General features: G+C 67.7%; 22 protein-coding genes. 7 read left to right on the top strand and 15 right to left on the bottom strand.

Going from position 1 to position 24,641, the window contains the following annotated elements:
- Window positions 1-89: 89 nt before the first annotated feature.
- The 4 genes from ACLHIH_RS05070 to ACLHIH_RS05085 all read right to left on the bottom strand — a co-directional run bounded on the left by ACLHIH_RS05070 (window position 90) and on the right by ACLHIH_RS05085 (window position 2,838).
- Window positions 90-710 carry a hypothetical protein gene (locus tag ACLHIH_RS05070; protein ID WP_411315610.1) on the bottom strand — a complete coding sequence of 207 codons (621 nt, stop codon included), beginning with the start codon at window positions 708-710 and terminating at the stop codon, window positions 90-92.
- Window positions 707-1,660 carry a 16S rRNA (cytosine(1402)-N(4))-methyltransferase RsmH gene (rsmH, locus tag ACLHIH_RS05075; RefSeq protein ID WP_411315611.1) on the bottom strand — a complete coding sequence of 318 codons (954 nt, stop codon included), beginning with the start codon at window positions 1,658-1,660 and terminating at the stop codon, window positions 707-709. Before rsmH ends, ACLHIH_RS05070 begins: the two co-directional genes overlap by 4 nt.
- Window positions 1,661-1,761: 101 nt before the next feature.
- Complete coding sequence (gene mraZ, locus ACLHIH_RS05080) at window positions 1,762-2,193, bottom strand: division/cell wall cluster transcriptional repressor MraZ (protein ID WP_411315612.1); 432 nt, start codon at window positions 2,191-2,193, stop codon at window positions 1,762-1,764.
- 237 nt (window positions 2,194-2,430) lie between these two features.
- Window positions 2,431-2,838, bottom strand: a complete 408-nt coding sequence (locus ACLHIH_RS05085; protein ID WP_411315613.1) for a DUF3040 domain-containing protein — start codon at window positions 2,836-2,838, stop codon at window positions 2,431-2,433.
- A 78-nt stretch (window positions 2,839-2,916) separates the two neighbouring features.
- Here ACLHIH_RS05085 and ACLHIH_RS05090 point away from each other — a divergent pair, with 78 nt between their 5' ends.
- Window positions 2,917-4,041: a polyprenyl synthetase family protein gene (locus tag ACLHIH_RS05090; RefSeq protein WP_411315614.1), complete on the top strand. Its 1,125-nt coding sequence runs from the start codon at window positions 2,917-2,919 to the stop codon at window positions 4,039-4,041.
- A gap of 38 nt (window positions 4,042-4,079) precedes the next feature.
- On the opposite strand, the gene ACLHIH_RS05095 is transcribed toward ACLHIH_RS05090, so the two are convergent.
- Window positions 4,080-4,421 (bottom strand): Rv2175c family DNA-binding protein, encoded by a 342-nt coding sequence (locus ACLHIH_RS05095; RefSeq protein ID WP_411315615.1) that lies wholly within the window; start codon window positions 4,419-4,421, stop codon window positions 4,080-4,082.
- A gap of 215 nt (window positions 4,422-4,636) precedes the next feature.
- Between ACLHIH_RS05095 and ACLHIH_RS05100 the strand changes: the two genes are divergently transcribed.
- Window positions 4,637-5,914 (top strand): LysM peptidoglycan-binding domain-containing protein, encoded by a 1,278-nt coding sequence (locus ACLHIH_RS05100; protein ID WP_411315616.1) that lies wholly within the window; start codon window positions 4,637-4,639, stop codon window positions 5,912-5,914.
- 73 nt (window positions 5,915-5,987) lie between these two features.
- Window positions 5,988-7,919, top strand: a complete 1,932-nt coding sequence (pknB, locus tag ACLHIH_RS05105) for a Stk1 family PASTA domain-containing Ser/Thr kinase (RefSeq protein ID WP_411315617.1) — start codon at window positions 5,988-5,990, stop codon at window positions 7,917-7,919.
- A 41-nt stretch (window positions 7,920-7,960) separates the two neighbouring features.
- On the opposite strand, the gene ACLHIH_RS05110 is transcribed toward pknB, so the two are convergent.
- From ACLHIH_RS05110 to ACLHIH_RS05120, 3 genes are all read right to left on the bottom strand, one after another.
- Window positions 7,961-9,292 (bottom strand): class II 3-deoxy-7-phosphoheptulonate synthase, encoded by a 1,332-nt coding sequence (locus ACLHIH_RS05110; protein WP_411316319.1) that lies wholly within the window; start codon window positions 9,290-9,292, stop codon window positions 7,961-7,963.
- A 171-nt stretch (window positions 9,293-9,463) separates the two neighbouring features.
- A complete protein-coding gene (locus ACLHIH_RS05115; protein ID WP_411316320.1) occupies window positions 9,464-10,153 on the bottom strand; it encodes a lysophospholipid acyltransferase family protein in 690 nt (229 codons plus the stop codon).
- Between the two features lie 45 nt (window positions 10,154-10,198).
- The gene (locus ACLHIH_RS05120) at window positions 10,199-11,149 is read right to left on the bottom strand and encodes an ROK family glucokinase (protein ID WP_411315618.1); all 951 of its coding nucleotides are present in this window, start codon (window positions 11,147-11,149) and stop codon (window positions 10,199-10,201) included.
- Window positions 11,150-11,332: 183 nt separating this feature from the next.
- Here ACLHIH_RS05120 and ACLHIH_RS05125 point away from each other — a divergent pair, with 183 nt between their 5' ends.
- The gene (locus ACLHIH_RS05125) at window positions 11,333-13,159 is read left to right on the top strand and encodes an AMP-dependent synthetase/ligase (RefSeq protein WP_411315619.1); all 1,827 of its coding nucleotides are present in this window, start codon (window positions 11,333-11,335) and stop codon (window positions 13,157-13,159) included.
- A gap of 33 nt (window positions 13,160-13,192) precedes the next feature.
- Here ACLHIH_RS05125 and ACLHIH_RS05130 read toward each other — a convergent pair whose 3' ends face one another.
- The 3 genes from ACLHIH_RS05130 to ACLHIH_RS05140 form a co-directional block, all read right to left on the bottom strand.
- The gene (locus tag ACLHIH_RS05130) at window positions 13,193-13,684 is read right to left on the bottom strand and encodes a peptide deformylase (protein ID WP_411315620.1); all 492 of its coding nucleotides are present in this window, start codon (window positions 13,682-13,684) and stop codon (window positions 13,193-13,195) included.
- Window positions 13,685-13,697: 13 nt separating this feature from the next.
- Complete coding sequence (locus ACLHIH_RS05135) at window positions 13,698-14,981, bottom strand: MinD/ParA family protein (RefSeq protein WP_411315621.1); 1,284 nt, start codon at window positions 14,979-14,981, stop codon at window positions 13,698-13,700.
- Window positions 14,982-15,082: 101 nt separating this feature from the next.
- Window positions 15,083-18,487 carry a pyruvate carboxylase gene (locus tag ACLHIH_RS05140; RefSeq protein ID WP_411315622.1) on the bottom strand — a complete coding sequence of 1,135 codons (3,405 nt, stop codon included), beginning with the start codon at window positions 18,485-18,487 and terminating at the stop codon, window positions 15,083-15,085.
- 75 nt (window positions 18,488-18,562) lie between these two features.
- Between ACLHIH_RS05140 and ACLHIH_RS05145 the strand changes: the two genes are divergently transcribed.
- Window positions 18,563-19,378 carry a ParA family protein gene (locus tag ACLHIH_RS05145; RefSeq protein WP_411315623.1) on the top strand — a complete coding sequence of 272 codons (816 nt, stop codon included), beginning with the start codon at window positions 18,563-18,565 and terminating at the stop codon, window positions 19,376-19,378.
- Window positions 19,379-19,537: 159 nt separating this feature from the next.
- Here ACLHIH_RS05145 and ACLHIH_RS05150 read toward each other — a convergent pair whose 3' ends face one another.
- The 4 genes from ACLHIH_RS05150 to ACLHIH_RS05165 form a co-directional block, all read right to left on the bottom strand.
- Window positions 19,538-20,086, bottom strand: coding sequence for a MerR family transcriptional regulator (locus tag ACLHIH_RS05150; RefSeq protein WP_411315624.1), 549 nt, complete (start codon window positions 20,084-20,086; stop codon window positions 19,538-19,540).
- Window positions 20,087-20,217: 131 nt separating this feature from the next.
- Window positions 20,218-20,916: a MerR family transcriptional regulator gene (locus ACLHIH_RS05155; RefSeq protein WP_411315625.1), complete on the bottom strand. Its 699-nt coding sequence runs from the start codon at window positions 20,914-20,916 to the stop codon at window positions 20,218-20,220.
- Entirely contained in the window at window positions 20,916-21,392 is a 477-nt protein-coding gene (locus ACLHIH_RS05160) for an FHA domain-containing protein (protein WP_411315626.1), read from the bottom strand. The genes ACLHIH_RS05155 and ACLHIH_RS05160 overlap by 1 nt, the downstream gene beginning before the upstream one ends.
- 12 nt (window positions 21,393-21,404) lie before the next feature.
- Window positions 21,405-22,022: a CDP-alcohol phosphatidyltransferase family protein gene (locus tag ACLHIH_RS05165; RefSeq protein ID WP_411315627.1), complete on the bottom strand. Its 618-nt coding sequence runs from the start codon at window positions 22,020-22,022 to the stop codon at window positions 21,405-21,407.
- Between the two features lie 120 nt (window positions 22,023-22,142).
- On the opposite strand from ACLHIH_RS05165, the gene ACLHIH_RS05170 reads away from it, so the two are divergent.
- A complete protein-coding gene (locus tag ACLHIH_RS05170) occupies window positions 22,143-22,637 on the top strand; it encodes a hypothetical protein (RefSeq protein ID WP_411315628.1) in 495 nt (164 codons plus the stop codon).
- A 447-nt stretch (window positions 22,638-23,084) separates the two neighbouring features.
- Entirely contained in the window at window positions 23,085-24,632 is a 1,548-nt protein-coding gene (locus ACLHIH_RS05175) for a sugar transferase (RefSeq protein WP_411315629.1), read from the top strand.
- Window positions 24,633-24,641: the final 9 nt, after the last annotated feature.

Here is a 24,641-nt window from a genome sequence, read left to right on the forward strand (position 1 = left end):
TTCCCCCTGGATCAGATGACGGGTGGGTGCGGCGTCCCCGCGGTGAGAAGTCGAAACCGGACACTCGCGAGCGGACGTCCGATCCGGCGTCATCGCGTGGACGGCGACGGGATGCCCATCGGCGCCGACGCTACCGAGTCGTCGGTCTCGCCAGCGGGAGGCGCGCCCGCATCGGTCTCGGGGTCGGAGCCTGCGGCAGCGGCTTCGTCGCCCGCCGCAGCCGAACCGGCCGCGCCGGAGAGCGGAACCCCCTCGAGCAACAGGTTCGGGATGAGAGGGCTGCCGTCGTCCGCGGTTCTCAGAGCCTCGCTCGCGCTCGCCGCCGTCGGTGTTCCGAGCACGGTGAGGTCGGAGAGCCGCAATTGCGCGGTGCTGGAGGTGACGACCATGCCCATCTCCTGCGCTTCTGCGGCGAGGTGCTGGGGAGCGTCGAGCACGCGCAGCCCCTCGACGAGCACTTGCTCGTCTCGAGCGAGCTCGGCCTGCTGGGTTTGGAGTCGGGAGATCTCGTACGCACCCTCGGACGTCGCGATCGTGAGCAGCAGTTGCACACTGAGGATGGCGAAGAGCCCCGTGACGGTGAGCAGCGCCGTGAGGAGCTTGGGGCGGGCTTTGCGCTGCGCCCGCGTCGAGACGATCTCGATGTGCTCGCGTTCGTCGCCTCTCCGGCGCGGAGTCGGGTCGGGATACAGTGCCGGGATCGCGCTCATGCGGCCCTCCTGATTCTCTCTGCTGCGCGCAAGCGCACGGGTGCGGCACGGGGATTGCGGTCTTTCTCCTCGTCGCTCGCCAGTTCGGCGCCGCGCACGAGGAGACGGAGTTCGGGGCGGTGTTCGGGCAGCTCGACGGGGAGCCCTTCGGGGGCCGACGACGTCGATCCCGCCGCGAGTGCCCTCTTGACGATGCGGTCTTCGAGGGACTGGTAGGCGAGCACGACGATGCGACCGTCGATCGCGAGGCTGTCGAGAGCCGCCGGGATCGCGCGTTCGAGCACGGAGAGTTCGTGGTTGACCTCGATGCGGAGGGCCTGGAACACGCGCTTGGCGGGGTGTCCGTTGCGCTGGACCGCGACGGGAGTCACCTCCGTGATGATCTCGACGAGGGCCGCCGACCGCGTCAAGCGTCTGCGCGCTCGCTCGTCGACGATCCGCTTGGCGTAGCGGCCCGCGAGCCGCTCCTCGCCGTAGTCACGGAAGATGCGCTTGAGGTCGGCCTCGCTGTAGTCGGCGAGAACGGTCTCGGCCGTGAGCTCCGAGGTCGAATCCATGCGCATGTCGAGGGGCGCGTCTTTGGAGTACGAGAACCCGCGATCGACGCGATCGAGCTGCAACGACGACACCCCGAGGTCGAAGAGGATTCCGTCGACCGCTCCGATCCCCTCCCCCTCGAGCGCGTCGGGGAGGAGGTCGTAGACCGTGTGCACGAGGTGCACCCGCCCTCCGAAGCGCGATAGACGTCGGCCGGCGATCTCGAGAGCGTCGGGGTCGCGGTCGAGACCCACGAGCGTGAGGTCGGGAAACCGCTCGAGCATCGCCTCGGCGTGGCCCGCCATGCCGAGAGTGGCGTCGACGACGACGGCGCCGGCTTTCGTGATGGCGGGTTCGAGCAGTTCGATCGTGCGGTCGAGGAATACGGGGATGTGGATCTCGCTGTCTGACATGGCGTCCGGCCCGGCCCCTGATCCTTGATCCCCATCCGGTCTGACCTGCCTCCGGGGAAGTGAGGCAGGGCCGACATCGGCTGGGAGTCAAAGACAAGGCGCTAGAAGAGTCCGGGGATCACCTCCTCCGTGGTGTCGGCGAAGCTCGCCTCTTGCTCGGCGTAGTAGGTCTCCCAGGCCGCAGAGTCCCAGATCTCGGCGCGGTTTCCTGCGCCGATGACGGTGAGGTCCCGGTCGAGTCCCGCGTAGCTGCGCAGCGAGGAGGGCACGGTGACGCGGTTCTGCTTGTCGGGAACCTGGTCGTTCGCGCCCGAGAGGAAGACACGCAAGTAGTCACGCGCTTGCTTGCTCGTGACAGGGGCCTGACGGATCCGCGTGTGGATCTCCTCGAAGTCCCTCCTGCTGAACACGTAGAGGCAGTGCTCCTGCCCTCGCGTGATGACGACTCCGCTCTCGAGCTCGTCGCGGAATTTCGCGGGCAGGATGACGCGGCCTTTTTCGTCGAGGCGTGGGGTGTAGGTCCCGAGAAACACACGCGCCACCCCCTTCGTTCGCCGGCCGTGCTGAACAGGCCCCACTTTACTCCACTTAGCACCACAAAAAGAAGAGCACGACCCATATTGGGGGTGTGTGACACACGAAACCCCCGTGATGACGGGCATCACGGGGGTGGAGGAAAATGGAGCGCTTTGACGCGTCCTGGAGCGGATCAGGGCACAAAAAAAGGGCCGACCTTGCGGTCGGCCCTTCGAAGTGGTGCGAGGTGGATCTTACTCCCTGCCGTCGCTTCCGTCTTGGCGCTTCTCCCAGCGGTCGTTCATGCGATCCATGAACCCGCCACTCGAACGACCCGCCGTCGGCATACGGTTCGAGGAGCGCTCCCGCTCGGCCGCGCTCGGCTCGACGGGAGGCCCGGTCTTGCGTCCCGGCGAGATCGCAAGCAGTGCGCCACCGAACATGATGACGAAGCCGAGGATCCCGACGAGGGGAAGCTGAGTGATGACGCCCGTGACGATCAGCCCGATGCCGAGAACGGCGGTGAGGATTCCGACGACGATGAGCGTGTAGTTGGTGCGCCCGCGGGCTGCACCCACGGTCGCGACGAAGTCCGCGTCGTTCTGGTAGAGATTTCTCTCCATTTCTTCGAGAAGTCGTTGCTCGTGCTCAGACAGAGGCATCGTTGCTCCCTTCACACTCGAGACAGACGCGGACGATGCTTCCCAGTCTAAGTGCAGCCCGATCGCTAGGCTAGGCGTGTGGCTGAGAGTACGCGGTTAGTTGACCTTGTCCAGGCTGACATCGATCGGTTTCTCGACGACAGGCAGCCTGTCCTGACGTCGATCGCCGACGACCTGCTCCCCCTCCTCGATTTCTCCCGCGACCTCCTCCGGGGTGGCAAGCGATTCCGCGCTCTGTTCTGTTACTGGGGATGGCAAGCGACCGAGGGGCACGCTCCCGAATACGATCCGATGTCGAGCGACGAGGACTCCCCCGACGATCTCCCCGCGGTCGTGCTCGCCTCGAGCGCGCTCGAGATCTTCCACGCGGCGGCTCTCGTGCACGACGACATCATGGACAACTCCGACACCCGTCGCGGGGCTCCGGCCGCACACCGCCGGTTCGAGCGGATGCACCGCGAGGGCGAGTGGGTCGGCCAGCCCGCGACCTTCGGCCAGTCGGCGGCGCTCCTCCTCGGTGACCTCCTCCTCGGGTGGAGTGACGAACTCTTCGATGAGGCGACGGCCGCTCTGTCGAGCCGCGAGGCCGGCATCGCCGCTCGACAGGAGTTCAATCGGATGCGCACCGAGGTCACCGCCGGTCAGTACCTCGACATCCTCGACGAGCGCGCGTGGCGCTCCCTTCCGGAAGACGACCTCCTCGCGCGAGCGCACCGCGTGATCGTCTACAAGTCGGCGAAGTACAGCATCGAGGCTCCCCTCGTGATCGGGGCGTGCCTCGCGGGCGCGACACCCGAGCAGATCGCGACGCTGCGTGACTTCGGCTTGCCGCTCGGAATCGCCTACCAGTTGCGCGACGACATGCTCGGGGTGTTCGGCGACCCCGCCGTGACGGGCAAGCCCGCGGGCGACGACTTGCGCGAGGGCAAGAGAACAGTACTCATCGCGCTCGCTCGCTCGGCCATGCCCGCGAACGCGCGCTCGCTGCTCGACGAACTGCTCGGCGACGCCGACCTCGACGAGCAGCAGGTGAGCATGCTGCAGGCCTCGATCCAGCACAGCGGTGCGGTCGACAAGGTCGAACGACTCATCAGGCACAACGTCGATCTCGCCGTCGCCGCCCTCCGTGACGCCCCCATCAGCGCGGCGTCCCGCGACCAGTTGGAGAGACTCGCCGACACGGTCACCCGGCGTTCGGCGTAAGCCCCCCTCTCACGCGGCCGCACTCCCGCGAAGCAGGGCTAGAAGGCGAGGGCCTGTGCCACGCGCCGCACCTCGGCTTTGCGTCCTGCCCTCAGGGCCTCGATGGGAGCCGTGCCGAGCATGTCGTCGGTGTCGAGGAGCCAGCGCATCGCTTCCTCGTCGCTGAAGCCGTTGTCGGCGAGCACGACGAGAGTGCCCTTGAGCTCGTGCAGGGGTTCGCCGTCACGGATGAACGCGGCGGGCACTTTGAGCACGCCGTCCACCCGCGCGGCGAGCAGGGAGCGGTCTTCGATGAGTCGGCGGATCTTGCTGACGCCGAGCCCGAGCACATCGACGAGGTCGGGAACGCTGAGCCAGGTGGTTTCGACAGGGGAGGTCACGGCACCAGCCTGACAGATCCTCGCCGGGAGAGTCACGCCGAGGCGCCCGATCGAGTCACTCTCGTATCACGAGTCACACCATTCACTTTGATTGACACGGGCATTGTTGTGTGTCAACTTTGACCGACGATGCCTCGGGCGCCCCCCGGTCCGAGACCGGGTCCCGAATGCCCGCGACGTCCCGACTCAGCACGGCCGATGAACGAGGACCCGAAATGACCAGCACGATGCCCTCCCTCCCCGCGGCGCTCAAGCAGCCCAGCCGTCTCGCGAAGAGTCTCTTCTCCACCATTCCGATCGTGCTCGTCGGCACGATGGCCATGAGCCTCAACCTCGGCGCGGGTCTCCCCGAGCAGGACAAGAGCGACGAGCGCAACCGCGACAAGGGCAGCGAACTCGGCAAGAGCATCCGCGAAGCCCTCGCCGAAGCGCACGCGAAGTCCACCGCCGAAGCGATGTCCGCTCCCGTCGAATCCACGACCGCCATCGCGACGCCGTCGTCGTACACGGTCGTCGCGGGCGACACGGTCAGCTCGATCGCGGGGAAGTACGGACTGCCGACGGCATCCGTCCTCGCCCTCAACGGACTCGGCTGGAAGTCGACGATCTTCCCCGGCCAAGTGCTGACCCTCACGAACGGCGCGAGCGCGCCTCGCGTGACCGCTCCCCAGCCCACCGGATCGGTCGAGCGCCACACGGTCGTCTCGGGCGACACCGTCGCGGGCATCGCCGAGCGCTACGGAGTGCCCACCGCAACCGTCCTGAGCGCGAACGGCCTCTCGGAGTCGAGCATCATCTACCCCGGCGGCACCCTCGCGATCCCCGCGACAGCGCCCGCAGCCCAGACGATCGCGCCATTCGAGCCCGCCGTCTCGATCACGCCGGCTCCCGACACTCGCGTGGACGACACCTCGCACGTCATCAGCGCGAACGAGACGGTCGCGAGCATCGCGGCCCTCTACGGCACGACCGCGAGCGCCATCCTCGACGCCAACGGGTTGAGCTGGTCGAGCATCATCTACTCGGGTCGCACCCTCGTGATCCCGGGAGTGCCCGTCGTCACGTCGCCCGAGTCGGGAGTCACGCCCCTCACGCCGGAGATGGCGGCCAACGCCAAGACCATCGTGAGCGTCGGCCGATCGCTCGGCGTGAGCGACTACGGACTCGTCATCGCCTTGGCGACGGCCATGCAGGAGTCGAGTCTGCTCAACCTCGATTACGGCGACAGGGATTCTCTCGGGCTGTTCCAGCAGCGGCCGAGCACCGGATGGGGCTCCCCCCGCCAGGTGACCGACCCCGTCTACGCGGCGACCGTCTTCTTCGGCGGACCCACCAACCCGAACGCCGGGCAGACTCGGGGCCTCCTCGACATCGAGGGATGGCAGGATCTGCCGGTCACCGAGGCGGCCCAGGCGGTGCAGATCTCGGCCTACCCGGACGCCTACGCGAAGTGGGAGACCTCCGCGCGCTCGTGGCTCGCGCAGATCGGCTGACCCGGGTCGGATAAGGCGCGCCGCCCCGGTGTTTCGACCGGGTGAACGCCGACGCCGTCCCTAGAATCTACGGGTGACCACGAACTCGACGGACCCGATGATCGGTCGTCTCGTCGACGGTCGTTATCAAGTGCGATCGCGCATCGCTCGCGGCGGAATGGCGACGGTCTATCTCGCGACCGATCTGCGCCTCGAGCGTCGCGTCGCGATCAAGGTCATGCACGGACACCTCGCCGACGACAGCCAGTACCGCGCGAGGTTCATCCAGGAGGCACGCTCGGCCGCGCGACTCGCGCACCCCAACGTCGTCAACGTCTACGACCAGGGCCAAGACGCCGACACGGCCTACCTCGTCATGGAGTACCTCCCCGGAATCACGTTGCGAGACCTCCTCGAGGAGCACCACGTGCTCACGACGATGCAAGCGTTCGACATCATGGAGGCCGTGCTCTCGGGGCTCGCGGCGGCGCACAAGAACGGCATCGTGCACCGCGACCTCAAGCCCGAGAACGTGTTGCTCGCCGACGACGGCCGCATCAAGATCGGCGACTTCGGGCTGGCTCGCGCGGCGACGGCGAACACCGCGACCGGCAACGCCCTCCTCGGGACGATCGCCTACCTCTCCCCCGAACTCGTCACGCGGGGAATCGCCGACACCCGCAGTGACATCTACGCGGTCGGCATCATGCTCTACGAGATGCTCGCGGGTGAGCAGCCGTTCAAGGGCGAGCAACCCTTCCAGATCGCCCACCAGCACGCGAACGACACCGTCGGAACACCGAGCTCGAAGAACCCCGCGGTGCCCACCGAGCTCGACGAGCTCGTGCTGTGGGCGACCGCGCGTGATCCGGATCAGCGCCCCCGCGACGCCAAGACGATGCTCGACCAGTTGCTCGACACGGGCGCCCAACTCGCGACGGCGGCTCCCGCGACCGCGGCGCACCGCACGATGGTCATGCCGACGGCGGCGCCGTCGTCGTCGGGGTCGGACGACGTGACCCAGATCATCAGGCCGCAGCGACGCGAACGCACGGGCCCCGTCGTCGCCGACAGCGCCTCGGCACTCCAGAAGACGGCGAGCCGTCGCAAACGCAAGGGCTTCGTGCTCTTCGCTCTCGTCATCCTGCTCGCCGGTCTCGCCGCGGGCACCGGGTGGTACTTCAACGCCGGCCCCGGAGCCCTCGTCTCGGTTCCCGACGTGAGCGGGTCGGATGTCGCGACCGCGACCGCGACCCTCGAAGAACTCGAGCTCGTGGTGGCCGCCGAGACGCGTGGCATCACCGATCCCGACACCTCGATCCCCGTCGGATCGGTCGTCGGAACCGACCCGGACGCCGGGGCCCAATTGGCCCGCCAGACGACCGTGACGCTCCTGACCAACCTCGGTCCCGAACAACTCCCCGTTCCCGAACTCGTCGGTCTCACCGAGGCCGAGGCCCGGGAGGCCATAGAGTCCGCGGGTTTCACGGCCCAGGATTCGGCCACGCAGTTCTCGTCAGACGTGCCCGCCGACACCGTCATCGCGGCGACGGGCGCCGAGGGCGTCGACCTCACGACCGTCGACGAATACGGCGAGCAGCAACCGGTGACCCTCCTCGTCTCACTCGGTGCGGTTCCCGACGTGCGCGGTCAGGGCTTCGCCCAAGCGCTCGAGACGCTCGAGGGCGTCGGACTCTCGGGGATCGAGGGCGAGCGCGCTTTCGACGACGCGATACCCGAGGGATCGGTGCTCTCCGCCGCAGCACCCGGCGACGGGCCCGTGACCCCCGGAGACACCCTCACCCTCGCGGTCTCCGATGGGCCCGCTCCCGTCACGGTGCCCGAGGTCAACGACCTTCCGCGAGACGAGGCCATCGCCGCGCTCGAGGGCCTCGGCCTCGATGTGAGCTACAACCCGCTCTTCGCGCCGTTCAGCGGCGCTCGCGCGACCGGAACCGACCCCGAGGCCGGAACCGTGCTGCCGCGGGGGTCGAGCGTGACGCTCTTCCTCCAGCTCATCGGCTGAGGGCCTCGGGCGGTCGGGGGCCTCGGGCGGTCGACGACCTCTCAGCGCGGGGCGCCGAGCTCCTCGGCGACGAGGAACGCGAGTTCGAGTGACTGCATGTGGTTGAGGCGCGGGTCGCACAGAGACTCGTAGCGCGTCGCGAGGGTCGCCTCGTCGATCTGCTCCGATCCGCCGAGACACTCGGTGACGTCGTCGCCCGTGAGCTCGATGTGGATGCCACCGGGGTGGGTGCCTGCTGCGCGGTGCGACTCGAAGAACCCCTTGACCTCGTCGACGACGTCGTCGAAGCGACGCGTCTTGTATCCCGTGGGTGTCGTGAGGCCGTTGCCGTGCATCGGGTCGGATACCCACAGCGGCGTCGCGTCGAACCGCGTGATCGCCTCGAGGAGGGGCGGGAGGGCGTCGCGCACCTTCTCGGCCCCCATGCGCGAGACGAACGTGAGTCTGCCGGGCTCGCGATCGGGGTCGAGCTTGTCGATCAACCTCTCCATGTCGTCGATGGATGTCGTCGGACCGAGCTTGACGCCGATCGGGTTGCGCACGCGGGAGAAGTAGTCGACGTGGGCGCCGTCGATGTCACGCGTGCGCTCCCCGATCCACAGGAAGTGCGCCGACGTGTTGACGGGCATGCCCGTGCGCGAGTCGATGCGGGTCATCGGCCGCTCGTAGTCCATGAGCAGGCCCTCGTGAGCCGTGTAGAACTCGACGCGCTTGAGTTCGTCGAAGTCCGCTCCCGCCGCCTCCATGAACTTGATCGCACGATCGATGTCGCGCGCGAGCAGCTCGTATCGGGCGTTGGCGGGGTTGCGCGCGAATCCCTGGTTCCAGCTGTGCACCTGGCGCAGGTCGGCGAACCCGCCCTGCGTGAACGCGCGCACGAGGTTGAGCGTCGACGCGGCCGTGTGGTAACCCTGCACGAGGCGCCGCGGGTCGGCGCGGCGCGATTCGGGTGTGAAGTCGTAGCCGTTGACGATGTCACCGCGGTAGGCGGGAAGCGTGACGTCGCCGCGCGTCTCGTTGTCGCTCGAGCGTGGTTTGGCGAACTGGCCGGCCATGCGCCCCATCTTGATGACGGGGGTCGACGCACCGTACGTGAGCACGACGGCCATCTGCAGAATCGTCTTCACACGATTGCGGATCTGCTCCGCGGTCGCACCCGCGAACGTCTCGGCGCAATCGCCGCCCTGCAGGACGAACGCCTTGCCTGCCGCGGCCGTCGCGAGACGTTCCCGGAGGATGTCGACCTCACCCGCGAATACGAGGGGCGGGAGCGCGGCGATCTCGGCAGACGCGGCGCCGACGGCGTCGGGGTCGGGCCAATCGGGCTGCTGCTTGATCGGGAGCGTCCGCCAGTAGTCGAGCCCGGCGACCACGGCGGGGTCGGGGAGCACGACAGTGTCTTCGGTCGGATTGGCCACGATGATTCCTCGATGCTGACGGGCGGGTGGGTACCCGCGGGGTTTCGATGGCGACAGGGACGGACCCTGTCCACCCTTATTCGCCGTGCCCACCCTATTCGTTCGGTGGGCGGCGCAGATGCGCGATCAGCGCGAGAGCGACGGGCGCTTGTCCTTGACCGAAGTCGCATAGACGTCGGCGTATTCCTGCCCGCTCAGTCGCGAGAGTTCGTACATGATCTCGTCGGTGATCGACCGCAGGATGAAGCGGTCGCCCTCCATGCCGTGGAAACGCGAGAAGTCGAGCGGCTCACCGATCACGACGCCGATGCGCCGCACCTTCGGAAGGCGCCGACCGATCGGCATGACCTTCTCGGTGTCGATCATGGCGACGGGAATGACGGGCACGTCGCCCTCGAGGATCATCCTCGCGACGCCCGTGCGGCCACGATAGAGCTTCGCGTCGGGACTCCGGGTGCCCTCGGGGTAGATGCCGAGCACCTCGCCCTTCGCGAGCACACCGAGACCGGTCTGGAGGGAGGCCTCAGACGCCTTGCCCCCCGAGCGGTCAATCGGCAGCATCCCCGCCGACTTGAGGAACGTGCGCGTGAGCCAGCCCTTGAGACCCTTGCCGGTGTAGTAGTCGCTCTTCGCGAGAAAACTGATCTGGCGATCGATGAGGAGGGGCAGGAACACCGAGTCGATGAACGACAGGTGGTTGCTCGCGAGGATCACTCCCCCGGTCTTCGGGATGTTCTCGTGCCCCGTGACCCACGGCCGGAACGCGGCTCGCAGAATCGGACCCACGATGAGGTTCTTCATGAACCAGTAGAACATCCGCGACCGCCCTCTCAGAGACTGACCCATCGTACCGCCGCGACACTACGCTCGTCGTTCGGCTCCGGCTCGCGCGAGGTCGGCGGCGCCGACGACACCCGCGTCGTTGACGAGCTCGGCGATCACGAACTCCGGCTCGGGGTGGTACCCCCGCGCCGGGAGGGTCGCGTGGAAAGACTCCCGAACAGGGTCGAGCAGCAGATCGCCCGCGATCGACACGCCTCCCCCGAAGACGAAGAGCTGCGGGTCGAGCACCGCGCTGAGCGACGCGCACGCCTCGCCGAGCCAGTGCCCCAGTTCGCGCAGCGCGTGCACGGCTCCCGGATCGCCCTCACGGATGAGGTCGGCCACATCGTGCCCCGATATCGAACCCCGCGCCTCGCGGACGCGCGCGAGGCCCTGACCGATTCCGCCGACATCCGCAATCGAATTGGCCATGCGCAGAAGCGCGCGGCCCGAGCCGTACTGCTCGATGCACCCGCGTGCGCCGCACCCGCACGGCAGGCCGCCGGGAACGATGCGCATGTGCCCGAGCTCGGCCCCCGCGCCGAAACCGCCGCGGAAGAGGGCGTCTTTCGAGACGATCGCGCCGCCGACACCTGTTCCGATCGTGAGCATCGTCATGTCGCTCACGAGCCGGCCGGCGCCGAACCGGAACTCGGCCCAGCCCGCCGCGTTCGCGTCGTTGTCGATCGTGATGTCGAGGTCGAGCCGCGCGTCGAGCTTGGCGCGCAGAGGCTCTTCTCGCCACGGGATGTTGGGCGTGTAGTAGACGGTCGATTGGGCCGCATCGATGAAGCCGGGGGCGGCGACGCCCGCCGCGCGGATGTCGCGCCCGACCCTGAGCCGCGTGATCATGTCGACGACGGCGTCGATGATCGCGTCGGAGTTGCTCGCGTCGGTCGCGACGCGGTCCTCGACCACGATCTCGCCGAGCTCCGTGACCACGGCGCCCGCGATCTTGGTGCCTCCGATGTCGATGCCGATCGCATCCATACGCTCTCGTCCTTCTGTCGTCGTGTGTCTGGCCGTCGTCGTGTGTCGGGATCACCCGGGCGGGCTCGTGCTGCGCTCGGCGTCCACCGATGAGTTTAGAGATGCCTCGGCATCGCACGGGCGCACGCGCATCGAGCCGGTAGACTCGGGCCATCTAGCCACCGGGGTACCAAAGGAGTTGCCGTGGAACAGTACGACACACCCGCAGTCATCGACGCGGATCCGACAGCGAACGCGACGGACCTGCTCGTCGACCGGGTTCGAGAAACGCCGGATCTCGCCATCTTCGCCCTCCCGACGCCCGACGGGGGGTGGCGCGATGTCACGGCGCGCGAGTTCCACGCCGAGGTCATAGCCCTCGCCAAAGGCCTCGTCGCGGCGGGCATCGAGCCCGGCGACAAGATCGGCCTCATGTGCAAGACGCGCTACGAGTGGACCCTCATCGACTTCGCCACGTGGTTCGCGGGTGCGCTGCTCGTCCCCGTGTACGAGACCTCCTCGCCGAGCCAATTGCTGTGGAACCTCACCGATTCGGGCGCGGTCGCCATGATCACCGAGACCGCCGACCACTTCGCTCGATTCGACGAGGTGCGCGCCGACCTCCCGGCCGTGACGCGAGGGTGGCAGATCGACCTCGGCGACCTCGACAAACTCGTCGCCGCGGGCGTCGACGTCTCCGACGCCGAGATCGAGCGCCGCCGCACCCTCGCGAACGCCGACGACATCGCGACGCTCATCTACACGTCGGGCACCACGGGCAAGCCCAAGGGCTGCGTTCTGACGCACGCGAACTTCGTCGAGCTGTCGCGCAACGCCTCGACGGCGATCTCCGAGGTCGTGCACCCCGGGGCATCCACTCTGCTCTTCATCACGACGGCCCACATCTTCGCGCGGTTCATCGCGGTGCTCTCGGTGCACGGTGGTGTGAAGGTCGGTCACCAGCCCGACACCAAGCTCCTCCTCCCCTCCCTCGCGTCGTACAAGCCGACGTTCCTCCTCGCGGTGCCGCGCGTGTTCGAGAAGGTCTACAACTCGTCGGAGCAGAAAGCCGAGGCGGGCGGCAAGGGAAAGATCTTCCGCGCTGCTGCGGATGTCGCGATCGCGCACTCCAAGGCCGTGGACGCCGGAAGCGTTCCCCTCGGTCTCAAGGTCAAATACGCCCTCTTCGACAAGCTCGTCTACGGAAAGATCCGCACCGCGATGGGTGGCAACGTGAAGTACGCCGTCTCGGGCTCGGCGCCCCTCGGACTGCGCCTCGGGCACTTCTACCGCAGCCTCGGCATCACGATCCTCGAGGGCTACGGCCTCACCGAGACGACGGCGCCCATCTCGGTCAACCTCCCGTCGAACTTCAAGATCGGCAAAGTCGGACCGCCGCTCCCCGGCTGCGGGGTGCGCATCGCCGACGACGGCGAGATCCAGGCTCGCGGGGTCAACGTCTTCCGTGGCTACTGGAACAACGACGCCGCGACCGCGGAGTCGTTCGACGGCGAGTGGTTCAAGACGGGTGACATCGGCGAGATCGATGCGGAGGGACTCATCCAGATCACCGGCCGCAAGAAAGAGATCATCGTGACGGCGGGGGGCAAGAACGTCGCTCCCGCAGCGCTCGAAGACCCGATCCGCGCGAACCCGATCATCGGTCAAGTGATCGCCGTGGGCGAGCAGCGGCCGTTCATCTCGGCGCTCATCACCCTCGACGAGGAGATGCTCCCCGTCTGGCTCAACAACAACGGCGAAGACGCGACGCAGTCCGTGGCCGACGCCGCGCGCAACCCCAAGGTGCTCGCCGAGATCCAGCGCGCCGTCGACGCCGCGAACGCGGACGTGTCGCGGGCGGAGTCCATCCGCAAGTTCGTCGTGCTCGACAAGGAGCTCACCGAGGCGAGCGGTCACCTGACGCCCAAGATGAGCATCAAGCGCAATGTCATCTTGAGTGACTTCGCGGGTGTCATCGACACGATGTATGCCACAGCCCCCGCGACCGAGGGCACCGCGATCGTCGGCTGAGTCACCCTGTCCGCGGGAGCGCCGGGGTCGAGGTCAGAACCAGTCGCTCTCGCGGATGAGCCGCATCGCTTCGCGCTTCGTCTCCTTCTCGAGGCCCTCGATGAAGAGTTTGCCGTCGAGGTGGTCGGTCTCGTGCTGCAGGGCCTGGGCGAGGAGGCCCGTGCCGCTCAATTCGACGGGTTCGCCGTCGAGGTCGACGCCGACGACGCGAGCGAACGGATAGCGCGACCTCGCGAAGTAGAACCCCGGCACGGACAGGCACCCCTCGTCGACGAGCACGGGGTCTCCCGAGACCTCGACGAGCGTCGGATTGATGACGTATCCGATGACGCCGTCGACGTTGTAGCTGAACGCGCGCAGATTGACCCCGATCTGGCACGCGGCCACGCCGGCGCGACCAGCGACAGCGACACTGTCGAGGAGATCGGCGATGAGGGTGCCTGCCGCCGGGTCGCCGAGGGCGATGGGGGTCGACACCGTCTTGAGCACGGGGTCACCGAAGATACGGATCGGTCGTTCGGGCATGGTCTTCTCCGGATCAGTTGACGCGCGTCGCGGGCAAGCCGTCGACGACGAGCGCGGCGAGCTCTCTCGCCGCGTCTCGAGTGAGGGGTTTGAGGGCGTGGAAGTCGATGACCGAGCCCGCCGCGAGGTGCGGGTCGTAGGGAACGCGCACGATCTCTCGCACGCGCGACCGGAAGTGCGCTTCGATCTCGTCGAGCTTGACGAGGTTGGTGCCTTGAGTCGCGGTGTTGAGGGCGACGATGCTGTTGCGCACGAGCTCGCCGTACCCGTTGGCCTCGAGCCACGTGAGCGTCTCCGAGGCGAGCCTCGCCTCGTCGACGCTCCCCCCGGAGACGACGACGATCGAGTCCGCCCGCTGCAGAGTGGCCCGCATGACCGAGTGCACGATGCCCGTTCCGCAATCGGTGAGGGCGATCGAGTAGAACCGGGCGCAGAGGTCGGCGACGACGTTGTAGTCGTCTTCGTCGAAGGCCTCCGAGAGCATCGGGTCGGTGTCGGAGGCGAGGATGTCGAGCCGCGTCTCGTCTCGCGACACGAGCTTGCTGAAGTCGTTGAACGTCGAGATCGACGCGGTCTTGGTGACGACGTCGCGCACGGTCGAGCGGGTCTGTTTCGCGACGCGCTCCGACAGGGTTCCGCGGTCGGGGTTCGCGTCGATCGCGATGACGCGATCTTCCCGCGCGTCGGCGAGAGCCATTCCGAGGAGCGCCGTCACCGTCGTCTTGCCGACTCCGCCCTTGCGCGTGAGCACGGGGACGAATCGGGTGCCCCCCTCGAAGTCCTTGTGGATGCGTGCATCCACGAGTTTGCGAGCGCGCACCGCCGGGGCGTCTCCGAGGTCGATCGCCCCGAACGTCGCTCGATAGACGAGCGCCTGCCAGCGTCCTTCGGGCGCACGCTTCGTGCCGCCGTCGCCGAGGAGGCGCTCGGGGGTCAGCATCGACGCCGCTTCGGGGCCCGTCGAGGTGGCGTGACGGGGTGCGTCGCCCCGCGACTCCGCACGCGAACCCGACACCGCGGGGCTCCGCGGCGCCCTCGGCGACGTGACCGCCACGGGGATCGCGGGTGTCGAGACGATGGGCACTCCGACCGACCCCGGGTCGACCGAGACGTCGTCTATCGAGAGGGCGGCTTCGTCGTCGGGAACCGACCGCACGGGTCGGGGCAGGGCGACGTCGATCGACGGCACCGGGTCGGAGCCTTGCTGCATCGAGATGTCAGGGCCGCTGTCGCGGTCTGCGTCGCCGTCGGCACCGTCGAGACCGTCGACCGCGCCCCCGCTATCGGGACTCCTCACGAGAACACCAGACCTTTCGTCGACCCCCGACCGATCAGTTTACCGTGCGGCTCAGGGCGACCGGGGTTCCCGCGGTGGGCCGGCGCATCGACGGCCCGACGTCACGCGGGGTCGATCTCGACGAGGAGGTCTCCCCCGTCGACCTGCTGGGTGCTCGGCACGGCCACTCGCTTCACGACACCGGAGATCGTCGCGGTGATGGCAGCCTCCATCTTCATCGCCTCGATCGAGGCGACGCTCTGACCGGTCGTGACGGTGTCGCCCTCGGCGACACCGAGCGTGACGACACCCGAGAACGGAGCCGCGACGTGGCCCGCCTTCGACGGGTCCGCCTTCTCGGCCGCCTTCGATTCGACGCGGATGCTGCGGTCGCGAACGAACACGGGCCGCAATTGCCCGTTGAGGGTCGTCATGACCGTGCGCATGCCCTTCTCATCGGCGTCGCCGATCGCCTCGAGCCCGACGAAGAGGCTCACGCCCCTGCTGATCTGCACGACGTGCTCCTGCCCCTGACGCAAGCCGTAGAGGTAGTCGGTCGTGTCGACGACGGAGAGGTCGCCGAAGAGCTCGCGGATCTGCTCGAACTGTTTCGCCGGAGCGGGGAAGAGCAGCCGGTTGAGCGTCGAGCGGCGGGATTCGGAGTCCGCGTCGAGCGCGGCCTCATCCTCGGCACTCACCTCCGTCACGCCGATCTTGACCGAGCGACCCTCGAGCACCTTCGACCGGAAGGGCTCGGGCCACCCCCCGGGGAGGTCGCCGAGCTCGCCCGCCATGAAGCCGATGACGGAGTCCGGGATGTCGTATCTGCCGGGGTTCGCCTCGAAATCGGCGGGGTCCGCGTCTGCCGCGGCGAGAGCGAGGGCGAGGTCTCCGACGACCTTCGACGACGGCGTGACCTTCGGCGGGCGGCCGAGCATGCGGTTCGCAGCGGCGTAGAGATCCTCGATCTTCTCGAACTGGTCGGCGAGACCGAGCGCGATGGCCTGCTGGCGCAGGTTCGAGAGCTGGCCCCCGGGGATCTCGTGGTTGTAGACGCGACCCGTCGGCCCCGCGAGACCCGACTCGAAGGGCGCGTACGCGTGGCGCACCGCCTCCCAGTACGGCTCGAGATCGGAAATGGCCTGCAGCGAGAGACCGGTGTCGCGCTCGGTGTGCGCGAGAGCGGCGACGAGGGCCGACGCTGACGGCTGACTCGTCGTTCCCGCCATCGGCGCGCTCGCGACATCCACGGCGTCGGCTCCCGCACGGCTCGCGGCGAGGAGTGTCGCGAGCTGCCCGCCCGCGGTGTCGTGGGTGTGCACGTGCACGGGCAGGTCGAACCGGTCACGCAGAGCCGTGACGAGCTTCTCGGCTGCCCCCGCTCGCAGGAGCCCCGCCATGTCTTTGATGGCGAGGATGTGTGCGCCCGCATCGACGATCTCCTCGGCGAGACGCAAGTAGTAGTCGAGGGTGTAGAGGTCTTCCGCGGGGTCGAGGAGGTCACCCGTGTAGCAGACGGCGACCTCGGCGACCGCCGACCCCGTCTCGAGAACGGACTCGATGGCGGGCCTCATCTGGGCGACGTCGTTGAGGGCGTCGAAGATGCGGAAGACGTCGACACCCGATGTCGCGGCCTCCCTCACGAACGCATCCGTGACCTTCGTCGGGTAGGGCGTGTAGCCGACCGTGTTGCGCCCGCGGAGGAGCATCTGGATGGCGATGTTCGGCAGTGCCTCGCGCATCGTCGAGAGGCGCTCCCACGGGTCTTCACCGAGGAAGCGCAGAGCGACGTCGTAGGTCGCCCCGCCCCACGCCTCGATCGACAGAAGCTCCGGAGTCATGCGCGCGACGTGTGGGATGACCGCGGTCAGGTCCCGCGTGCGCACACGGGTCGCGAGAAGGGACTGGTGCGCGTCACGGAAGGTCGTGTCGGTCACGGCGAGAGCGGTCTGAGCCCGGAGCGCGGAGGCGAAGCCGACCGGACCGAGCTCGAGCAGCCGCTGTCGCGATCCCGCGGGCGCCGCGACCGTGAGGTCGGTCTCGGGGAGCTTGACCGCGGGATTGAGCGTGCCGGCGCCGTCGCCGTTCGGCTGGTTGACGGTCACGTCGGCGAGCCAGTTGAGGATCTTGGTGCCGCGATCCTTCGACTGGTTCGACTTGACGAGGTTTGGGCGCTCGTCGATGAACGACGTGCTGAGGTCGCCCGCGATGAACTCGGGGTCGTCGAGGACGGCCTGGAGGAACGGGATGTTGGTCGCGACACCGCGGATGCGGAACTCGGCGAGCCCGCGACGCGCCCGCGCGATCGCCGCGGGGTAGTCGCGTCCGCGGCACGTCATCTTGACGAGCATCGAGTCGAAGTGCGGACTGATCTGCGTTCCGGGGTTGATCGTGCCACCGTCGAGACGGATGCCTCCGCCGCCGGGTGAGCGGTAGGTCGTGATCTTGCCGGTGTCGGGGCGGAACCCCGCGGCGGGGTCCTCCGTCGTGATGCGGCACTGGAGCGCCGCCCCGCGCAAGCGCAGGTCTTTCTGCTGCAAGCCGAGGTCGGCGAGGGACTGTCCGTAGGCGATGCGCATCTGGGATTGCACGAGGTCGACGTCGGTGACCTCCTCGGTCACCGTGTGCTCGACCTGGATGCGGGGGTTCATCTCGATGAACACGTGCTGGCCCGCGCGCTCACCCGCGGTGTCGAGGAGGAACTCGACCGTTCCCGCGTTCACATAGCCGATCGACTTCGCGAACGCGATCGCGTCGCGATACATCGCCTGTCGGATGGTCTCGTCGAGGTTGGGTGCCGGGGCGATCTCGACGACCTTCTGATGGCGACGCTGCACCGAGCAGTCGCGCTCGAACAAGTGGACGGTCTCCCCCGTCGAGTCGGCGAGGATCTGCACCTCGATGTGACGCGGGCGCACGACGGCCTGCTCGAGGAACATCGTCGGGTCACCGAAGGCGCTGTCGGCCTCCCGCATGGCCTCCTCGAGTGCGGGGCGCAACTCGGCAGCCGTGTCGACGCGGCGCATGCCGCGGCCTCCGCCTCCCGCGACGGCCTTGGCGAAGATCGGGAACCCGATCGCCTCGGCTCCCGCGAGGAGCTCCTCGATGTCGCGTGACGCGGGCGTCGACGCGAGCACGGGCACACCGGCCGAGATCGCGTGCTCCTTCGCCGTGACCTTGTTGCCCGCCATCTCGAGCACGCTCTGCCCGGGACCGATGAACGTGATGCCGTGAGCCGCCGCCGCCGCCGCGAGCTCGGGGTTCTCGGAGAGGAACCCGTAACCGGGGTAGATCGCATCCGCTCCACATTCCACCGCGACCCTGATGATCTCGTCGACGTCGAGGTAGGCCCGCACCGGGTGCCCTGGAGTGCCGATCTGGTAGGCCTCGTCGGCCTTCAAGCGGTGCAGAGAATTGCGGTCCTCATGCGGAAACACGGCGACCGTGACGGCGCCGAGCTCGTAAGCGGCACGGAAGGCGCGGATCGCGATTTCGCCGCGGTTGGCCACAAGAATCTTCGAGAACATCGAGCCCCTTCGCTGTCGTCGACCCGGGGCCGACGTTTAGGTGCTTTCAGACTAGTGAAGGTATCGTTTCGTGTTGTGCATGTACTCAGCGTCAGCTCCCTCAAAGGAGGAGTCGGAAAGACGACCGTGACGCTCGGACTCGCATCGGCCTCGTTCGCGAAGGGACTCCGCACCCTCGTCGTCGACCTCGATCCGCAATCCGACGTCTCGACCGGAATGGACATCAATGTCGCCGGTCACCTCAACGTCGCCGACGTCCTCGCCTCACCCAAAGAGAAGATCGTTCGCTCTGCCATCGCGCCGAGCGGGTGGACCAGAGGCCACCAGGGCAAGATCGATGTGCTCATCGGCAGCCCCTCCGCGATCAACTTCGACGGCCCGCACCCGAGCATCCGCGACATCTGGAAGCTCGAAGAAGCCCTCGCCAATGTCGAGAGCGACTACGACCTCGTGCTCATCGACTGCCCGCCGTCGCTCAACGCTCTCACGCGAACCGCGTGGGCCGCGAGCGATCGGGTCGCCGTCGTGACCGAACCCGGACTGTTCTCCGTGGCCGCTGCCGATCGCGCACTCCGGGCGATCGAAGAGATCCGTCGAGGACTCTCCCCCCGCCTCCAGCCGCTCGGCATCATCGTCAACCGGGCCCGCGTGCAGTCGCTCGAGCACCAGTTCCGCATCAAAGAACTCCGCGACATGTTCGGTCCGCTCGTGCTGAGCCCTCAACTGCCCGAGCGCACCTCGCTCCAGCAGGCCCAGGGTGCCGCGAAGCCGCTTCACATGTGGCCGGGCGAAAGCGCACAGGAGATGGCGGGCAACTTCGATCAATTGTTGCAGCGCGTCATGCGCACCGCCAAGATGCCCGACCCCGAGCCGAGCGACGCGCGCCTCTAGAGCCTGGCGGCCTCAGCGTTCGGCGGTGTCGGCATCTCGTGACGATGGCATGCCGCGACATTGGTATCCCGTGACGCAAGGGATGGCTTCTCAGGCTTCGGCGCCACAGAGATGCGCACCCAGGGCCACAACGGTCGGCGATCTGGACCGTGAATCGGACTAGCTCGCTTTGGTGGCGCGACGAGCGGCGAGCTCATCCGTCGCCTGCGGCTGCTGGGCGTCGAGGTCGACGAGACTGTTCTCGACCTCCCTCAGCACCTTACCCACGGCGATGCCGAAGACACCCTGCCCGCGGCTGACGAGGTCGATGACCTCGTCGTTCGACGTGCACAGGTAGACGCTCGCGCCGTCGCTCATGAGCGTGGTCTGAGCGAGATCGCTCACCCCGGACTCGCGCAGCTGGTTGACGGCCGTGCGGATCTGCTGCAGCGAGATACCCGTGTCGAGCAGTCTCTTGACGAGCTTGAGAACGAGGATGTCGCGGAAACCGTAGAGGCGCTGCGAACCCGAACCCGCCGCACCGCGCACCGTGGGCTCGACGAGTTCGGTGCGAGCCCAGTAGTCGAGCTGGCGGTAGCTGATGCCGGCGGCGCGGGCGGCGACCGCTCCGCGATAACCGGCGCTGTCGTCGAGGTCAGGCATACCGTCGGTGAACAAGAGCCCCAGGTCGTAGCGAGAATCTTCGCTCCGGCTGCTCGTTTCACTCATGCGATTGCCTTCTGCCTCTCGGCATCGGTGGGGTCGAACGCCCCAGCCTGTGGTCCACCGTAGCGATCGAGGTGCCCGGCGGCAACGACATCCGATCAAACGATTCGGCGTGTCGAGGCGGTCTAGGAAGTCTACCGATCGAGGCGCGTCAGCGCCGACCGGATGAGGCTCGATCTGACGATTTCGAGCTGCCCGGCGATCTCCCGCGCGAGCTCGACGGCCTTGGCTCGGCTCGACGCGTCGTTGCGCCGCGTCACCGGCATGAGGGCGTTCTCGATGAGACCGAGCTCCCGCTCGGCAGACGCCCGGAAGGTGCGCAGATGCCGCGGCTCGATTCCCGATCGCTGCAACTCGACGAGCGATCGCAAGACCGCGACGACGTCGTCACCGTAGTGATCGGCACCGACGACGAGCGACGACGAGACGGCGTCGTTGAGAAGCTGCGGTGTCGCGCCCGCCTCGCGGATGAGCTCGTCGCGGCTGAGCCTTCGTTCGCTCGACAGCATCGACGGGGCGGCGACCGCTCCCCCCGGCAGTTCGGGCTGGCGGCCGGCATCGAGATCGTCGAGATAGCCCTTGATGACTTTGAGCGGGAGATAGTGCTCGCGCTGCATGGTGAGCACGAAGCGCAGACGATCGAGGTCGGATGGCGAGAACTTGCGGTAGCCGGACTCCGTTCGGGCCGGGGAGATGAGCTTCCGCTCCTCGAGGAACCGCAACTTCGAGGGGGTCAGGTCGGGGAAGTCCCCCGTGAGCCTCGCGAGCACCTGGCCGATGCTCAACAGAGTTGTCGGGCCAGGCGTCCTCGCCTGGCTCGCGGGCTGCGCCACTACTGGCTCGCCGAAGCGACGAGGTCGTTGCGCGAAGCGTAGAACGTGAGGCGGAACTTGCCGATCTGCACCTCGGCGCCATCGGTGAGCACGGCGGAATCGACGCGAGCGCCGTCGAAATAGGTGCCGTTGAGCGACCCGAGGTCCTTGAGTTCGAACGCAGTGCCGCGCCGCAAGAACTCCGTGTGACGGCGCGACACCGTGACGTCGTCGAGGAAGATGTCGGCGTTCGTGTGACGACCGACGGTCGTGACGTCGGAGTCGAGGAGGAATCGCGAGCCGACGCCGGGACCGCGCCTCACGACGAGGAGTGCGGAACCGGAGGGCAGCGACGCGATGGCGTCTTGCTCTTCGACGGACACCTCGGAGGCGAGTGCAGCGATCTGGGCTGCGAACTCGCTCGTGTAGTGACTCGTGGTTTCAGTTTCGCGCGCCGAGTTCGCGGCGGCCTGATGATCGTTCTGTGACGTGGCCATCGTGAACCTCCTTTAGCGCCCCAGCGTATCGGAAACGGGGGGCCCCTCCGCCAGGGGGATTCTGATCACCCGAGCGGTCTCGCGGATGTAGATGACGCCCGCCCACCAGTAGAGGAAGGCTCCCCAGATCGCGAACGCCCACCCGAGCGGATCCGTCACGAACGCGGCGGCGGGGAACGCCTGCCCGACCATGAGGATGGGGAGCGCATAGAAGAGCGCGAATGTCGCGACCTTGCCCAGATTGTGCACGGGGAGCGGCCCGTAGCCGTGACTCGCGAGAACGACTCCGAGCCCGAGGAGAACGACGTCGCGGCCGAGGATGAGCGCGACGAGCCACCAGGGCACGATCTCGCGCGTCGCCAGACCGATGAGGGTCGCGAAGATGAAGAGACGGTCTGCGGCGGGGTCGAGCAGTTGACCGAGACGCGTGATCTGGTTGAAGCGGCGCGCGATGATGCCGTCGAGATAATCGGTCAGGCTCGACACGACGAGTGTGAGCAGGGCGAGCGCGTCGTCGCCGCGGACGATGAAGACGAGGAACACCGGCACGAGCGCGAGCCGGAACGCGCTCAGGCAATTCGGGACCGTGACGATCCGCGAACTGACGGTCGGACTGGCGCTCGGCTTCACGGTCAGCGAGTCTATCGATCGCGCCCGCGGACACACTCGGGGTGGCGCCCACCGCGCGGATGCCGCGGACACTCCGACGACACCCGGTCGCCCCCGGGCTGCACGCGCTACCGTCGACCTATGTCGTGCATCCGCTTCTCCACCACAGCCCAGCGTGAGCAGTTCCGCGCCGCCGCCCCGGGGATGCCCGGCGTCGACACCGCGCTTGACGCGACAGACGACGTCGCGACGCGGATGAGCGTGCCCGTGTTCACCGAGGGCAAGCTCCGCCGGCTGCTCGCTCTCGCGAGCAGCCCCAGCGCGAAGATCCGCGAGAGTGTCGCGAGCAACAGACACGCCCCCGCCGCCGTGCTCGACACTCTCGCGCACGATGGCGATTCGGGTGTGCGGTCGTGGGTCGCGAGAAACGAGACCGCTCCGCTCGCCGTGCTCGACGGGCTCGCTCGCGACCGAGACGACTCGGTGCGGGCCTGGGTCGCGACGAACCCGTCGACTCCCGCCGCGCTCGTCGCCCACTTGAGCTTCGACGAGAGCGAAACGGTGCGCGGCGTCGTGCGCTGGAGACTCGGCGGAGGCGATGTTGTCTCCCCGGCATCCGGGGCCTCGCGAGACTAGTCGTCGCAACACGCCCCCGAAAGTGGGGCACACAAATCGGCGGCGATGCCATAGCATGATCGGACGCGATTCGCGCCGGAGTACCCACCCGGCTCGTCGCAGAGCGTGTCCCCGCACGCGATTCCCGCAACTGAACCCGCACCACCAACGGTGCGCCAGATCCTTACCCCGCTGGCGTGCTCGATTCACCCATTACCCGACATCCCCCGTAGTCTTCGCCGCGTACCCGAACGCGCCGTCCTGTCGATGTTTCTGAGCCATCAGTGCATCCTCGCGATTCCCGTTCAGGTCAGCCGCCGGAGGCGAACCTGTTACCCGAATTGCAGGCTTCCTCGTGAGCTCCCCCATAACCACACCCGTATTTAATCCGTTTGTCCGTGATTCCCGCGGATGCGCCTCAGAGACTGTCGGTCAGGCGACGCTCTCCTCGACCGCGATGTCGACGTCGTGAGCGAGACCCGCCGCGCACCGGCACCGCATCGTCGCCCTCGGAGCGCCGAGCGCAGCACGCGGTTGCGCATCGTCGAAGACCCCGCGCCCTTCGTGAGCCGCAGCACAGCGCCTACCGCATCGACGGGCCCCGCGTGGGCACGGCGCTACCGCATGCGCCTCATCACGACCGACGTGCTCATCATCACGGCGGCCGTCATCACGGCGTTCGTCGCTCGCTTCTGGTTCGGCGAGGTCGCGGCCTTCGGCCAGGTGTCGCTCGACTACTGGCTCATCACGGCGGTCATCATCGTCACATGGGTGAGCACGCTCGCGGCGTTCCACTCGCGCGACTCCCGCATCGTCGGAACCGGTCTCGCCGAATACCGGGCCGTGGTCAGCGCGAGCGTCCTCGCGTTCGGGTTGCTCGCCATCGTGTTCCTCCTCCTCAAGGTCGACATCGCTCGAGGCTTCGTCGCTCTCGCTCTCCCCCTCGGCCTCGCCGGTCTGATGACGAGCCGTCTCCTGTGGCGCAAGTGGCTGGTGCGACGCCGCAAGGAAGGAAACTTCATCTCCCGGGCCATCGTCGTCGGAGACCGCCTCGACGTCGATTACGTGATCCGCCAGATGGACCGCAAAGCCGTCTCGGTCTACGACATCATCGGCGCCGCGATCGACTCCGACGACGTCGACTCGATGACCGTGAGTTCACGGGACGTCTCCGTCGTCTCCAACCTCCAGGATGTCGCGCAAGCAGCGTCGAGCCTCCGCGTGGACGCCGTCATCGTGGCGGGCCAGCCCAACGGCGGCTCCAACTTCATCCGCGACCTCGGCTGGGATCTCGAGGGGTCGACAGCCGAACTCGTCGTCGCGTCGCGCCTCACCAACGTCGCGGGCCCGCGCATCCACTTCCGCCCGGTCGAGGGTCTGCCGCTCATGCACGTCGAACTGCCCCAGTACGGCGGAGGCAAGCACGTTCTCAAGCGCGCACTCGACATCGTCGCGTCCGGCGCCGCCCTCCTCCTGTTGTTGCCGCTGCTCCTCGTCATCGGCATCGCGGTCAAGCGGGACAGTCCCGGCCCCGTGCTCTTCCGCCAGGAGCGCATCGGTCGCGGCGGGCAGTCGTTCCGCATGCTCAAGTTCCGCTCCATGGTGCAGACCGCGGAAGACGATCTCGCCGGGCTCCTCGATAAGAACGAGGGGGCGGGCGTGCTCTTCAAACTCAAGAACGACCCCCGGGTCACCCGAATCGGCCAGGTTCTGCGAAAGTACTCGCTCGACGAACTCCCCCAGCTCTGGAACATCTTCATCGGCGAGATGAGCCTCGTCGGGCCCCGCCCGCCGCTCAAGAGCGAGGTCGAGAGTTACGAAGACCGCGTGCACCGCCGTCTGTACATCAAGCCGGGCCTCACGGGCATGTGGCAGGTCAACGGCCGTTCCGACCTCGACTGGGATGAAAGCGTGCGGCTCGATCTGTACTACGTGGAGAACTGGTCGCTCACCGGCGACCTCGTCATCATGTGGCGCACTCTCAAGGTGCTCCGCGGGGCATCGGGGGCGTACTGATGCGAAAGC

Origin of the sequence: Marisediminicola sp. LYQ134 (assembly GCF_046599635.1) — a bacterium.
Lineage (GTDB): Bacteria > Actinomycetota > Actinomycetes > Actinomycetales > Microbacteriaceae > Marisediminicola.

What these genes read in the sequence shown, in the direction of transcription:
- ACLHIH_RS05130 (WP_411315620.1), bottom strand. Translation starts at nt 13,684, where the DNA reads ATGCCCGAACGACCGATCCGTATCTTCGGTGACCCCGTGCTCAAGACG.
- ACLHIH_RS05070 (WP_411315610.1), bottom strand. Translation starts at nt 710, where the DNA reads ATGAGCGCGATCCCGGCACTGTATCCCGACCCGACTCCGCGCCGGAGA.
- ACLHIH_RS05120 (WP_411315618.1), bottom strand. Translation starts at nt 11,149, where the DNA reads ATGGATGCGATCGGCATCGACATCGGAGGCACCAAGATCGCGGGCGCC.
- ACLHIH_RS05140 (WP_411315622.1), bottom strand. Translation starts at nt 18,487, where the DNA reads ATGTTCTCGAAGATTCTTGTGGCCAACCGCGGCGAAATCGCGATCCGC.
- ACLHIH_RS05170 (WP_411315628.1), top strand. Translation starts at nt 22,143, where the DNA reads ATGTCGTGCATCCGCTTCTCCACCACAGCCCAGCGTGAGCAGTTCCGC.
- ACLHIH_RS05085 (WP_411315613.1), bottom strand. Translation starts at nt 2,838, where the DNA reads ATGCCTCTGTCTGAGCACGAGCAACGACTTCTCGAAGAAATGGAGAGA.
- ACLHIH_RS05115 (WP_411316320.1), bottom strand. Translation starts at nt 10,153, where the DNA reads ATGTTCTACTGGTTCATGAAGAACCTCATCGTGGGTCCGATTCTGCGA.
- rsmH (WP_411315611.1), bottom strand. Translation starts at nt 1,660, where the DNA reads ATGTCAGACAGCGAGATCCACATCCCCGTATTCCTCGACCGCACGATC.
- ACLHIH_RS05150 (WP_411315624.1), bottom strand. Translation starts at nt 20,086, where the DNA reads ATGAGTGAAACGAGCAGCCGGAGCGAAGATTCTCGCTACGACCTGGGG.
- ACLHIH_RS05100 (WP_411315616.1), top strand. Translation starts at nt 4,637, where the DNA reads ATGACCAGCACGATGCCCTCCCTCCCCGCGGCGCTCAAGCAGCCCAGC.
- ACLHIH_RS05160 (WP_411315626.1), bottom strand. Translation starts at nt 21,392, where the DNA reads ATGGCCACGTCACAGAACGATCATCAGGCCGCCGCGAACTCGGCGCGC.